This window comes from Streptococcus oralis (assembly GCF_026782235.1).
Lineage (GTDB): Bacteria > Bacillota > Bacilli > Lactobacillales > Streptococcaceae > Streptococcus > Streptococcus oralis_CC.
Genome location: NZ_JAKUWE010000004.1, coordinates 184,945 through 198,431, shown reverse-complemented (window position 1 = coordinate 198,431; position 13,487 = coordinate 184,945). Strand labels below are relative to the sequence as shown.

The following is a 13,487-nucleotide window of genomic DNA, read 5'->3' as shown; positions in this document are numbered from 1 at the left end:
ATTATGACATTTTCATTTGATACAGCAGCAGCTCAAGGCGCAGTTATTAAGGTAATTGGTGTCGGTGGTGGTGGTGGTAACGCCATCAACCGCATGGTTGACGAAGGTGTTGCTGGTGTAGAATTTATCGCAGCCAACACTGATGTACAAGCTCTTAGCAGTACGAAAGCAGAAACCGTTATCCAACTTGGTCCAAAATTGACTCGTGGTTTGGGTGCTGGAGGTCGTCCAGAAGTTGGACGTAAAGCTGCAGAGGAGAGCGAAGAAGCTTTGACGGAAGCAATCAGCGGTGCAGACATGGTCTTCATCACTGCTGGTATGGGTGGTGGATCTGGTACAGGTGCTGCCCCTATTATTGCACGTATCGCTAAAGATCTTGGTGCTCTCACAGTTGGTGTCGTGACACGTCCTTTCGGATTTGAAGGAAGCAAACGTGGTCAGTACGCTGTAGAAGGAATCAATGAACTTCGCGAGCATGTTGATACTTTGTTGATTATCTCTAACAATAACTTACTTGAAATTGTTGACAAGAAAACACCGCTTCTTGAAGCTCTTAGTGAAGCAGATAACGTTCTTCGCCAAGGTGTTCAAGGAATTACCGACTTGATTACGAACCCAGGATTGATTAACCTTGACTTTGCTGATGTGAAAACTGTAATGGCAAACAAAGGGAATGCCCTTATGGGTATCGGTATCGGTAGTGGTGAAGAGCGCGTTGTTGAAGCGGCTCGCAAAGCGATTTACTCTCCACTTCTTGAAACAACTATTGATGGTGCAGAGGATGTGATTGTCAACGTTACTGGTGGTCTTGATTTAACTTTGATTGAAGCAGAAGAAGCTTCAGAAATTGTCAATCAAGCAGCTGGCAAAGGTGTAAACATCTGGCTTGGAACATCTATCGACGAAAGCATGAAGGATGAAATCCGTGTGACTGTTGTAGCGACAGGTGTTCGTCAAGAACGACTAGAAAAAGTAGTCGGGTCTGCTACCAACCAACCAGTTGGTCGACCATCAACTAAAACTCCACAAGCACACACATTTGACCGTCAATTCGACTTGGAAGAGACAGCAGAATTGCCTAAATCAAGTCCACGTCGCTTTGAAACCAACCAAGCATCTGCTTTTGGAGATTGGGACTTGCGCCGTGAGTCAATTGTTCGCCAAACAGATCCCGTTGTTTCACCAGTTGAACGCTTTGAAACACCAGTTTCACAAGATGAGGATGAATTGGACACGCCTCCATTCTTCAAAAATCGTTAATCAATGAATTTGAAAAAAAATACTGAATTAGTTTTTCAGCAAATTGCTGATGCTAGTCAAAAAGCCAACCGTAATCTAGATGCTGTTTCAGTAATCGCAGTGACAAAATATGTAGATGTACAAACAGCGGAAGCCTTGCTTCCGCTTGGCATCCATCATATCGGTGAAAATCGAGTTGATAAATTTTTAGAAAAATATCAGGCCTTGAAAGATTACCCAGTCACTTGGCATTTAATAGGAACACTACAGAGACGGAAAGTAAAAGAAGTAATCCCATATGTGGATTACTTTCATGCTTTAGACTCCCTAAAGTTAGCACAGGAAATTCAAAAGAGAACAGATCATGTTATCAAGTGTTTCTTGCAGGTTAATATTTCTGGGGAAGAAAGCAAGCATGGGTTTTCAAAAGAAGAATTGCTAGAACTTTTGCCAGAATTGGCTAAGTTAGATCAGATTGAGTATGTTGGTTTAATGACCATGGCTCCTTTTGAGGCAGACAGTGATGAATTGAAAGAAATTTTCAAGGATACGCAGGCTCTGCAAGCAGAAATTAGAGAAAAACAAATCCCTAATATGCCGATGACAGAGCTAAGCATGGGAATGAGTCGTGATTTTAAAGAAGCGATTCAGTTCGGCTCGACCTTTGTTCGAATCGGTACAGCATTTTTTAAATAGGAGAGAGCTATGTCTTTAAAAGATAGATTCGATAAATTTATAGATTATTTTACAGAAGATGGAGAAGACGTGACTAACTACCAGACTCAACAAGAGGATACTGTTAGTCCAGCCATCTCATCTTCTAAAGAATTACCATCATCTGCTCAGCCGGGATCAGTAAAAGATGCGAATATTACTCGCCTCCATGTTCGTCAACAAGAGTTGGCAAAGCAAAACCATCACTCAGATGAGAAAGTGACGATTGATGTTCGTTATCCAAGAAAGTATGAGGATGCAACTGAGATTGTTGATTTGTTAACTGGAAATGAAAGTATCTTGATTGATTTCCAATACATGACAGAAGTACAAGCACGCCGCTGTCTTGATTACTTGGATGGAGCTCGTCACGTCTTGGCTGGAAATATGAAAAAGGTTGCGAGTACGATGTATCTATTGACGCCTGTCAACGTTGTCGTGAATATTGAAGATATCAAACTTCCCGATGAATCACAAGGTGCCGAGTTCGGCTTTGATATTAAACGAAATAGAGCAAGATAATGATTTTCTTAATCCGTTTAATTCAAAATGCAGTTAGCATTTACTCCATCATTCTCGTTGCATTTGCTCTTCTTTCATGGTTTCCAAATGCCTATGAAAGTCAACTAGGTCGCTTAGTCATCAGACTTGCTCGTCCAGTTATTGAGCCACTTCGTAAGCTCAATTTACAATTTGCTGGTCTTGATTTTACGGTTTGGGTCGCGCTGATTCTAATCCAGTTTCTTGGAAATATCTTAACACGACTAGTACTATTACTATGACAGTAAATCGAGCCATTTATCAGCATTTTTCCCAAGATGATATTCCTTTTATTGACAAAGGGATAGAGTGGATCAGGCGGGTAGGAGATACATATGTACCGGTGCTTACTCCCTTTATCAATCCTCATCAGGAACAGATTTTAAAGGTGTTAGCTGGAACATATGGATTGGGTTGCCAAAGTAGTGGTGATTTTCTTCCGACAGAGTCGGTTCGTGTTCTTCTCTATCCAGATTACTTTGAACCGGAAATATCAGATTTTGAAATGGCCTTGTTGGAAATTTGCTATCCGAGTAAGTTTGAACAGCTGAGCCATGGAAAAATATTGGGAACAATCATCAACCAGCTAGGAATTGACCGTAAATTATTTGGTGATATCTTGGTAGATGAAAAGAGAGCACAGATTTTTGTCAATCGTGATTTCATTCCTCTTTTTCAGGATGGAATAAGAAAGATTGGCAGACTTCCTGTATCGCTGGAGGAACGTCCTTTTACCGATAGGATTATATCTAAAATTGACTTTAGAGAACGAGAAATTTTAGTTTCGAGTTTTCGATTGGATGCCCTCTTATCAAGTGCCTTGAAATTATCTAGAAATCAAACTAGTCAACTGATTGAGAAAAAATCTGTTCAGGTAAACTATCATCTGGTTGAAAAATCTGATTACCAGGTTGCCGTTGGAGATTTGATCAGTGTGAGAAAGTTTGGCCGTCTAAAAGTTGTCAAAGACAATGGACGGACAAAAAAAGACAAGATAAAATTAAGCATTCAATTATTATTAAGTAAGTGAGGAAAAGTATGCCAATTACATCGTTAGAAATTAAAGATAAAACCTTTGGTACAAGATTTAGAGGTTTTGACCCAGAAGAAGTAGATGAATTTCTTGATATCGTTGTTCGTGACTATGAAGATTTGGTTCGTAGTAATCACGACAAAGAGACACGCATCAAGAGTTTGGAAGAACGTTTGTCTTACTTTGATGAGATGAAAGATTCCTTGAGTCAGTCAGTTTTGATTGCTCAGGATACTGCGGAGCGTGTCAAACAGGCTGCTCAAGAACGTTCAAACAATATTATTCAACAAGCTGAACAAGACGCTCAGCGTTTGCTTGAAGAAGCAAAATACAAAGCAAATGAAATTCTCCGTCAGGCAACAGATAACGCTAAGAAAGTGGCTGTTGAGACAGAAGAGTTGAAAAACAAGAGTCGTGTATTCCATCAACGCCTCAAGTCTACGATTGAAAGTCAATTGGCTATTGTTGAGTCATCAGATTGGGAAGACATTCTTCGCCCAACAGCAACGTATCTTCAAACAAGCGATGAAGCCTTTAAAGAAGTGGTGGGTGAAGTTCTTGGTGAAACTATTCCTTCACAACCTGAGGAAGAGCCAATTGATATGACTCGTCAATTCACACCAGAAGAAGTTGCTGAGTTGCAAGCTCGTATCGAGGCTGGAAATAGAGAATTGGCTGAGTTTGAAGCTCAACAAAATCAACAGACAGATGAAAGTGAACAACATGAAGAGTCAGTTGACGTAGAAACTACTGCAGCAACTGAGGAAGATGCAAACAAAGAATCTGTTCTTATCCTATAAAAGTAAATGTGAGAACAAAATCTAACCAACTATATTTTCAGCGAGCGGGAGATGGTGTGAGCCCTGCAATCCCTAGTCGTTAGATTATCCTCTCAACGAATCCAGTCTGAAAACAGTAAGACTGGACGTTCCCCACGTTACGGGAAAAGAGGAAAAGAGACCCTGTCTTTTTTCGAACAAAGGTGGTACCACGATTTTCGTCCTTTTTGGAAGTCGTGGTTTTTAATTTGTTAATATTTATAAAGGAGATACCATGAAACTCAAAGATACCCTTAACCTTGGGAAAACAGCTTTCCCAATGCGTGCAGGACTTCCTACCAAAGAGCCACTCTGGCAAAAGGAATGGGAAGATGCAAAACTTTACCAACGTCGTCAAGAATTGAACCAAGGAAAACCGCATTTCACCTTGCACGATGGCCCTCCATATGCAAACGGAAATATCCACGTTGGACATGCCATGAACAAGATTTCCAAAGATATTATTGTTCGTTCTAAGTCTATGTCAGGATTCTATGCACCTTACATCCCAGGTTGGGATACACATGGATTGCCAATCGAGCAAGTCTTGGCAAAACAGGGCGTGAAACGTAAAGAAATGGACTTGGTTGAGTACTTGAAACTTTGCCGCGAGTATGCTCTTTCTCAAGTAGATAAACAACGAGAAGACTTTAAACGTTTGGGTGTTTCTGGTGACTGGGAAAATCCTTATGTGACTTTGACTCCGGACTATGAAGCGGCTCAGATCCGTGTCTTTGGTGAAATGGCTAAGAAAGGCTACATCTACCGTGGTGCCAAGCCGGTTTACTGGTCATGGTCATCTGAGTCAGCTCTTGCAGAAGCGGAAATTGAATACCATGACTTGCTTTCAACTTCCCTTTACTATGCTAACCGCGTCAAAGATGGCAAAGGTGTCCTAGATACAGATGCTTATATCGTTGTATGGACAACTACTCCATTTACCATCACAGCCTCTCGTGGTTTGACAGTTGGAGCAGATATTGATTATGTATTGGTACAACCAGCTGGCGAATCTCGTAAGTTTGTGGTTGCTTCAGAATTACTGAATAGTCTTTCTGAGAAATTTGGCTGGGCTGATGTTCAGGTATTGGCGACCTACCGTGGTCAAGAATTGAATAAAATCGTGACAGCTCACCCATGGGATACAGCTGTAGATGAGTTGGTGATCCTCGGTGACCACGTTACGACTGACTCTGGTACAGGTATCGTCCATACAGCCCCTGGTTTTGGTGAGGACGACTATAATGTCGGTGTTGCTAACGGCTTAGAAGTGTTTGTCACTGTTGATGAACGCGGGATTATGATGGAAAATGCTGGTCCTGAATTTGCAGGTCAATTCTATGACAAGGTTGTTCCGACTGTTATCGAAAAGCTTGGTGACCTTCTCCTTGCTCAAGAAGAAATTTCTCACTCATACCCATTTGACTGGCGTACTAAAAAACCAATCATCTGGCGTGCTGTTCCACAATGGTTTGCCTCTGTATCTAAATTCCGCCAAGAAATCTTGGACGAAATTGAAAAAGTGAAGTTCCACTCAGAATGGGGGAAAGTGCGTCTTTACAACATGATTCGTGACCGTGGTGACTGGGTAATCTCTCGTCAACGTGCTTGGGGAGTTCCCCTTCCTATCTTTTATGCTGAAGACGGAACGCCAATCATGACAGCTGAAACCATCGAGCACGTGGCTCAACTCTTTGAGGAACACGGTTCTATCATCTGGTGGGAACGTGATGCTAAAGATCTCTTGCCAGAAGGATTTACGCATCCAGGTTCACCAAATGGCGAGTTCAAGAAAGAAACAGATATCATGGACGTATGGTTTGACTCTGGTTCATCATGGAATGGAGTAGTGGTCAACCGTACAGAACTCAAATATCCAGCAGATCTTTACCTTGAAGGTTCTGACCAGTACCGTGGATGGTTCAACTCATCACTCATTACATCTGTTGCCAACCATGGCGTAGCACCTTACAAACAAATCTTGTCACAAGGTTTTACCCTTGATGGTAAAGGTGAAAAGATGTCTAAATCTCTTGGAAATACCATTGCTCCAAGTGATGTTGAAAAACAATTTGGTGCTGAAATCTTGCGTCTTTGGGTAACAAGTGTTGACTCAAGCAATGACGTGCGTATTTCTATGGATATCTTGAGCCAAGTCTCTGAAACTTACCGTAAGATTCGTAACACCCTTCGTTTCTTGATGGCTAACACTTCTGACTTTAACCCAGCTCAAGATTCAGTCGCTTATGAAGAACTACGTTCAGTTGATAAGTACATGACGATTCGCTTTAACCAGCTTGTCAAGACCATTCGTGATGCTTATGCTGACTTTGAATTCTTAACCATCTACAAGGCCTTGGTGAACTTTATCAACGTTGATTTGTCAGCCTTCTACCTTGATTTTGCTAAAGACGTTGTTTACATCGAAGGTGCCAAATCACTCGAACGCCGTCAAATGCAAACAGTCTTCTATGACATTCTTGTGAAAATCACAAAACTCTTGACACCAATCCTTCCTCACACTGCGGAAGAAATCTGGTCCTATCTTGAGTTTGAAGCAGAGGAATTCGTTCAATTGTCAGAATTGCCAGAAGCTGAAACTTTTGCCAACCAAGAAGAAATCTTGGATACATGGTCAGCCTTCATGGATTTCCGCGGACAAGCTCAAAAAGCCTTGGAAGAAGCTCGTAATGCAAAAGTAATCGGTAAATCACTTGAAGCCCACTTGACAGTCTATCCAAATGAAGTGGTGAGAACGCTTCTTGGAGCATTGGATAGCAATGTAGCTCAACTTTTGATCGTGTCAGAATTGACTATTGCAGAAGGACCAGCTCCAGAAGGCGCAGTTAGCTTTGAGGATGTAGCCTTCACAGTTGAACGCGCTGCAGGTGAAGTATGTGACCGCTGCCGTCGTATCGATCCAACTACTGCAGAACGTAGCTACCACGCAGTTATCTGTGACCACTGTGCAAGCATCGTAGAAGAAAACTTTGCGGACGCGGTCGCAGAAGGATTTGAATCGAAATAAGGTTGAAAAGTCTAGGGAAAACTTAATTTGAGAAGAAAAGACAACTAATCTTATAGTCTATAAAACGCATTATATCAAGTTTTTGAACAGCTGATATGATGCGTTTTTATAATGTTAGAACTTTCCTCTTGTTTCAATTAATGGCTCTATTATATATCGAAATGAAATAAAAACTAAACAAATTGGTTGGGAAATTCAAACCAATTTCTAAAAATGTTTTAAAAATCTCGTTGTACTATTCTAGATTCAATCTGCTATATATTGTGAAAATTCAAAAAGCTCATGAATCATCTGAAAAGCAGATTTCATGAGCTTATATCTGTTGGAGTTCTAAATGGATTCATTAATCATGTGCTTAAGATTTGATAGGATTTGTTCCAAAGTTAGGACTGTTTTCTGATGGTGATCTAACTGGTAGAGATTTTGAAAGTAATCTTGAATATCGTCTTCAAAATTTTGAGGTAGATGAGAGCAAGTGTTTTTTGCGAACTGGAGCATGCGTTTTTCTCCTGGATGGAGCTGCTCATTGAAGGCGAAGAGTGCGTCAAAGTAAGAGGCGAAAAATTCGCTGCTACGATGATTGATACTGAGCAGGTCTTGGCGTTTGAGAGCTTTTTTAATCTGTCTTGAAAAAGCTGGCATAGCTTGGTCGAGGAGCAGGAGCTGCTTGCTGATGATATTCTTTTTCAGCTCAGCTGGGTAGGGCAGGCTGTACTTGTTCTGGAGGGCAGCATAGCGACCGTCTCGATCGTAGAGAATCTTGCTGTGGAGCAGATTGTACCACATACAGGTGGTGTAAGAATTCTGAGCTTGGTGCTCTAAAATTACGGTCTGCAGGTCTTGGTCAAAGTCGTCCAGCGAGCGGTAAATCAGCTCAATCTCGATACCATTATTGAGGACGCAGTCGTCTTCCAGTTCCCAAAATTGATTGCCAATTCTTTAAAGAGATTTTGTGGCATAATCTTGTCCTTCTTAATTTTTTGACATCATTTTAGCAGAAAGTAAGGAGACTAGCAAGAGTGAAATGGAAATTTTTCTTCAAATATTTGCTGATATTTACTCAATTTTATTTCATATTATACAAATTTTTACTTTATAATATCAGAAAATACTTTTTTTTTTTAGTAAATATGATACAATTTTATTTGAAAAAAATAAAAAAGGAGATTTTATTATGAAATCAAAAACACTTGCTTTAATTAGTGGTATCGTTGGTCTTGTGGGAGGAATTTTACTTCTTATTGGTCCTTTTGTCTTGTTGGGAACAGCGGTAAACACAGCTGCTACAACTCTTAATGGAGGAGCTACTGCAGGAGCTGTTTCAGGTGTTGGCTTACTCTTGAATGCCTTGAAGATTGCAAATCTTGTTCTTGGTATCATTGCTATTGTTTACTATAAAGGAGATAATCGTGTAGGAGCAGCTCCGTCTGTACTAATGATTGTTTCTGGTGGAGTTAGTCTCATTCCATTCTTAGGATGGGTTGGGGGTATCCTTGCTATTATCGGAGGATCTTTATTCCTTGCAACATTGAAGAAATTCAAATCAGAAGAATAAGAGGCGTTTTAGCATGAAAAGATCAAAAAAGTTTATCGGTCTAGGAGTAGCTCTATTATCTCTTTCTCTTCTAGTTGCATGTGGAATACAAAGTTCAAAGAATACTTCAACAAGTAATGATGAGAAGACAGTAGCAACATCTAATAGTGCAAAAGAAACAATCACTTTCGATACACCGGTTGTAACAGACGATGCGATTGAATCAATGCGCACTTATGCAGATTATATAGATCTTTATAAAAAGATTTTTGATGATTATTTTACTAAAGCTGAGGAAGGTTTCAAAGGCACAGCTATGGAAAATAATGATTCGTTTACTAAACTAAAAGAGTCAACTCAAAAATTATTCGATGCGCAGAAAAAATTGTATGATTTGCTAGGGTCTACTGAGATCAAGGAAGCTGATAAATCAAAATTATCTCAACAATTGAAAGATTTTAGAGACAATTTGCAAAAACAGTTGAAGGCTTTGACATCTCAACTACAATAAGATAGAAATTATTTTTTGTAGTAACTGAGAATAATTGGTAAAATTACACCCCAAATGTTAGAAATTGGGGTATCTTTTGAGATTAAATAATGGTTCCATATGATTCTTTCTAATGATGGTTTGGTTGCTTTTCGTTATAGATTATATGGGACTTTTTTTCTACACAAAAATAGTCTATAGGGGATTTATCCACTACAAATATTATAGAGCCAAAATTTACTAGTCCATTTCTTCAAATGAAGTTCTTCCTGGCCTGTCCGTGTAGATAATTAACATAATCAACTATTCAGTTTTCTCATAATTTTATATTTCCACTAATTATAAAGAGACTTTAGAACTTAAAATTATTTTTTAAAAATCAATATTTATTATAAAATTTTATAAGACTGTTTAATTTTTAGAGAAATTATGATAGAATAATACCTATAAAAATTTTAAGGAGATTATTATGAAAACAAATACACTTGCTCGTGTTAACGCTATTTTTGGTCTTATTTCAGGAATTGTATTGCTTTTAGCGCCAGTCATCATGTTTATCATGGCTGTTGGAGCTGCTGCAGCAACTGAAGACGCAGATGTAACAGTTGGGACATTGACAGGGCTCTCAATTATTTTGTCATTGGTTAAAATTGCTGTTTTAGTATTGGGAATTGTGGCTATTGTTTATTATAAAGATGATGAACGTGTTACGAATGCACCTTCTGTTTTGCTCATTGTAGGTGGTGCGGTCGGCTTGATTCCATTTTTGGGATGGGTAGGTGGAATTCTAACCATTATTGGTGGTTCACTTTACTTTGGAACATTGAAAAAATTTGTAATTGAAGAGTAGTAGTTTTCCAATTATTTGGACGGGACTATTTCATCGTCTATCGAGAACAATTATGATAGTGTGATAAAGAGAAGACTGATAAGCTCTTCTCTTTTTAGTTGATTTTAACTAGCTTTTTTGTGAAAAATTGTGTAAAATAGAATAGATAAACGAGGGAAACCTCGAAAAATAAAAGGAGAATCCATCTAATGGTAAAATTGGTTTTTGCTCGCCACGGTGAGTCTGAATGGAACAAAGCTAACCTTTTCACTGGTTGGGCTGATGTTGATTTGTCTGATAAAGGAACACAACAAGCGATTGACGCTGGTAAATTGATCAAGGAAGCTGGTATCGAATTTGACCAAGCTTACACTTCAGTATTGAAACGTGCGATCAAAACAACAAACTTGGCTCTTGAAGCTGCTGACCAGCTCTGGGTTCCAGTTGAAAAATCATGGCGCTTGAACGAACGTCACTACGGTGGTTTGACTGGTAAAAACAAAGCTGAAGCTGCTGAACAATTTGGTGATGAGCAAGTTCACATCTGGCGTCGTTCATACGATGTATTACCTCCTGCAATGCCTCATGATGACGAATACTCAGCACATACTGACCGTCGTTACGCTTCACTTGACGATTCAGTCATTCCAGATGCTGAAAACTTGAAAGTGACTTTGGAACGTGCCCTTCCATTCTGGGAAGACAAAATCGCTCCAGCACTTAAAGATGGTAAAAACGTATTCGTAGGAGCTCACGGTAACTCAATCCGTGCCCTTGTAAAACACATCAAACACTTGTCAGATGATGAAATCATGGGTGTAGAAATCCCTAACTTCCCACCATTGGTATTCGAATTCGATGAAAAATTGAACGTCGTAAAAGAATACTACCTTGGAAAATAATCTATAAACAAAAAAGCCTAGGAATCCTAGGCTTTTTTGTTTTTGCTTCTGGTTTCCAACTAGTTGAAAAAGCGTTATAAATGATAGTAAAGAGTGACTTAATTGTAAGAAAGAGAGAAAGACGATGGCTTACAGGCTCTTTGTCAACTGTAGTGGGTTGATGAAAAGTTATAACCTGGAGAGGACCAAATTGGTTCTCTCCTTTTTGATGTTCAAAGCAATGAGAATTCTCGTTTTAGAGTTGTCAAAATTCCGGAAGCCAAAAGCATTTCGCTTGATGACTTTGATGAGGTTATTGGTGGCCTCTAGTTTTGCGTTTGAGTAGGGAGGTTCCAGTGCATTCATGATCTTGTCCTTATCTTTCAAAAAGGTCTTAAAAACAGTTTGAAAAATAGGATTTACAGAAGAAATTGTTTCTTCACTAAGAACAAAGAATGGTCAGCCTGTTTCTCTTGAAAATGAAATAGTAACAGTTGATAGAGCTCATAGTGCTCTCTAAGTTCCTGAGAGTAGGCAAGTATCTTTTCTAGAATCTCTTTATTGGTCAGGTGTGAGCGAAAAGTTGGTCGATAAAAACGTTTATCACTGAGTTTACGGCTATCCTGTTGAATGAGTTTCCAGTAACGTTTGATCGCCCTGTACTCGTGCGATTTTCTATCCAACTGATTCATGATTTGGATGCGAAGGTGGTTCATAGCTCGACTGAGATGCTGGACAATGTGAAAGCGGTCGAGAATGATTTTTGCATTTGGAAAAAGTTTTCTGGCAATATCGTAGTAGGGACTAAACATGTCCATGGTAATGACTTTCACACGACTTCTCACCTGTCTAGAATAGCGAAGGAAATGATTGCGAATAGTTGCTTGAGTCCGTCCATCTAGGATAGCTACGATCTTTTTTGAATCAAAATCCTGTGCAATGAAGCTTATCTTACCTTTCTTGAAGCTGTACTCATCCCAGTTCATATGTTCTGGAAGGTAGTTGAGATTTGGTGGTTCTTTTTGACTAAGGAAGTCTCTGCGACAGCCATTTTCCTGCATACTTTACAGCGAAAACGGCGTTTTCTCAATCGAATAAGAGTTTTGTAGCCCACACACTCTAGATAGGGAATTTTAGATTCTTTTTAGAAGTCATATTTAGCCATTTGTCCTTGACAATCGAGATACTTAGGAGCAGGATAATCTAGCTTAGCGATGATTTCCTTATGTGTTCCAGCATCCAGATAATCCAAGATTATGATGTTCTTGTCTTTAATTCCGAGTATGTTTGTGATAAAATTTAATTGTTCCATAAGATTCTTTCTAATGAGGGTTTGGTCACTTTTTCATTATAGGTCTTATGGGGCTTTTTTCTACAACAAAATCGGCTCTATAATTCCTATGGTGGCTTTACCCCCTACAGAAATTATAGAGTCGGCTTACATTGAGATGAAACACAGCTACAAGCGTTACCAGGTTGGGGATACGGAGATTGTGGCTAATCGTGATGTGAATTTTGGAATTGAAAAAGGGGAGCTGGTTATCATACTTGGCGCTTCAGGTGCTGGAAAATCAACCGTTCTCAATCTTTTAGGAGGTATGGATACCAATGATGAGGGGGAGATTTGGATTGATGGTGCCAATATTGCCAACTATAGTTCGCACCAACGAACAAACTATCGTCGTGAAGATGTAGGCTTTATTTTTCAATTTTACAATCTGGTCTCCAATCTGACAGCCAAGGAAAATGTGGAACTGGCTTCAGAAATCGTGACAGATGCCTTGGATCCCGAGCAAGTACTCAAAGACGTAGGGCTAGGTCATCGCCTGAATAACTTTCCAGCCCAGCTTTCTGGAGGGGAGCAACAGCGAGTCTCCATTGCACGCGCTATAGCCAAAAATCCTAAAATCTTCCTTTGTGATGAACCGACAGGTGCCTTGGATTACCAGACGGGGAAGCAAGTCTTGAAGATTCTCCAAGATATATCTCGTCAAAAAGGAGCAACGGTGATTATCGTGACCCACAATGGCGCGCTAGCTCCTATTGCAGAGCGGGTGATTCACATGCGCGATGCTACGGTTAAGAGTATGACAATCAATGAGCATCCGCAGGATATCGATACATTGGAGTATTAGCATGAAAAAACATATCGAAAAGACTTGCTCCAGTCGGTGATTGCTTCCAAGGGACGCTTTGTTTCTATCCTGACCTTGATGATGCTGGGTTCTTTAGCTCTAGTAGGACTCAAAGTGACCAGTCCAAATATGGAACGCACGGCTGAGGATTATCTCCGTAAAGCCAATACTTTGGATCTGGCAGTGATAGCTGATTATGGCTTGGACAAAGAAGATCAGGAGGAACTAAAGACCCTTTAAGGAGCA

The 13,487-nt window shown here is 39.8% G+C and carries 13 protein-coding genes and 2 pseudogenes; 13 read left to right on the top strand and 2 right to left on the bottom strand.

Features of this window, described 5'->3' with window-relative positions; translation table 11 throughout:
* The first annotated feature begins 3 nt into the window (after window positions 1–3).
* The 7 genes from ftsZ to ileS all read left to right on the top strand — a co-directional run bounded on the left by ftsZ (window position 4) and on the right by ileS (window position 7,372).
* Window positions 4–1,260 (top strand): cell division protein FtsZ, encoded by a 1,257-nt coding sequence (ftsZ, locus tag MK396_RS07270; protein WP_268724151.1) that lies wholly within the window; start codon window positions 4–6, stop codon window positions 1,258–1,260.
* Between the two features lie 3 nt (window positions 1,261–1,263).
* A complete protein-coding gene (locus MK396_RS07265) occupies window positions 1,264–1,935 on the top strand; it encodes a YggS family pyridoxal phosphate-dependent enzyme (protein WP_001049621.1) in 672 nt (223 codons plus the stop codon).
* Between the two features lie 9 nt (window positions 1,936–1,944).
* A complete protein-coding gene (locus MK396_RS07260; protein WP_268724150.1) occupies window positions 1,945–2,475 on the top strand; it encodes a cell division protein SepF in 531 nt (176 codons plus the stop codon).
* A complete protein-coding gene (locus MK396_RS07255) occupies window positions 2,475–2,735 on the top strand; it encodes a YggT family protein (RefSeq protein WP_000576502.1) in 261 nt (86 codons plus the stop codon). The genes MK396_RS07260 and MK396_RS07255 overlap by 1 nt, the downstream gene beginning before the upstream one ends.
* A complete protein-coding gene (locus tag MK396_RS07250) occupies window positions 2,732–3,523 on the top strand; it encodes an RNA-binding protein (RefSeq protein WP_268724149.1) in 792 nt (263 codons plus the stop codon). Before MK396_RS07255 ends, MK396_RS07250 begins: the two co-directional genes overlap by 4 nt.
* 8 nt (window positions 3,524–3,531) lie before the next feature.
* On the top strand, window positions 3,532–4,326 hold the full coding sequence (locus MK396_RS07245; RefSeq protein ID WP_268724148.1) for a DivIVA domain-containing protein: 795 nt from the start codon (window positions 3,532–3,534) through the stop codon (window positions 4,324–4,326).
* 253 nt (window positions 4,327–4,579) lie between these two features.
* Window positions 4,580–7,372: an isoleucine--tRNA ligase gene (gene ileS / locus MK396_RS07240; RefSeq protein WP_268724147.1), complete on the top strand. Its 2,793-nt coding sequence runs from the start codon at window positions 4,580–4,582 to the stop codon at window positions 7,370–7,372.
* A gap of 330 nt (window positions 7,373–7,702) precedes the next feature.
* Here ileS and MK396_RS07235 read toward each other — a convergent pair.
* Window positions 7,703–8,308 (bottom strand): annotated as a pseudogene (locus MK396_RS07235) (DUF4037 domain-containing protein); the annotation flags it as partial.
* Window positions 8,309–8,546: 238 nt separating this feature from the next.
* Between MK396_RS07235 and MK396_RS07230 the strand changes: the two are divergent.
* The 4 genes from MK396_RS07230 to MK396_RS07215 all read left to right on the top strand — a co-directional run bounded on the left by MK396_RS07230 (window position 8,547) and on the right by MK396_RS07215 (window position 11,127).
* Entirely contained in the window at window positions 8,547–8,927 is a 381-nt protein-coding gene (locus tag MK396_RS07230) for a hypothetical protein (RefSeq protein ID WP_125841438.1), read from the top strand.
* A gap of 13 nt (window positions 8,928–8,940) precedes the next feature.
* Complete coding sequence (locus tag MK396_RS07225; protein ID WP_268724146.1) at window positions 8,941–9,417, top strand: hypothetical protein; 477 nt, start codon at window positions 8,941–8,943, stop codon at window positions 9,415–9,417.
* 448 nt (window positions 9,418–9,865) lie between these two features.
* Window positions 9,866–10,246: a hypothetical protein gene (locus MK396_RS07220; RefSeq protein ID WP_000856379.1), complete on the top strand. Its 381-nt coding sequence runs from the start codon at window positions 9,866–9,868 to the stop codon at window positions 10,244–10,246.
* Window positions 10,247–10,434: 188 nt separating this feature from the next.
* A complete protein-coding gene (locus tag MK396_RS07215; RefSeq protein WP_000240120.1) occupies window positions 10,435–11,127 on the top strand; it encodes a phosphoglycerate mutase in 693 nt (230 codons plus the stop codon).
* Window positions 11,128–11,295: 168 nt separating this feature from the next.
* Here MK396_RS07215 and MK396_RS07210 read toward each other — a convergent pair.
* Window positions 11,296–12,418: pseudogene (locus tag MK396_RS07210) on the bottom strand (ISL3 family transposase).
* Window positions 12,419–12,506: 88 nt separating this feature from the next.
* Here MK396_RS07210 and MK396_RS07205 point away from each other — a divergent pair.
* Together MK396_RS07205 and MK396_RS10030 are read left to right on the top strand one after the other, a co-directional pair.
* Window positions 12,507–13,241 carry an ABC transporter ATP-binding protein gene (locus tag MK396_RS07205; protein WP_268724145.1) on the top strand — a complete coding sequence of 245 codons (735 nt, stop codon included), beginning with the start codon at window positions 12,507–12,509 and terminating at the stop codon, window positions 13,239–13,241.
* 24 nt (window positions 13,242–13,265) lie between these two features.
* Window positions 13,266–13,481, top strand: a complete 216-nt coding sequence (locus MK396_RS10030; protein ID WP_419150875.1) for an ABC transporter permease — start codon at window positions 13,266–13,268, stop codon at window positions 13,479–13,481.
* Window positions 13,482–13,487 lie beyond the last annotated feature (6 nt).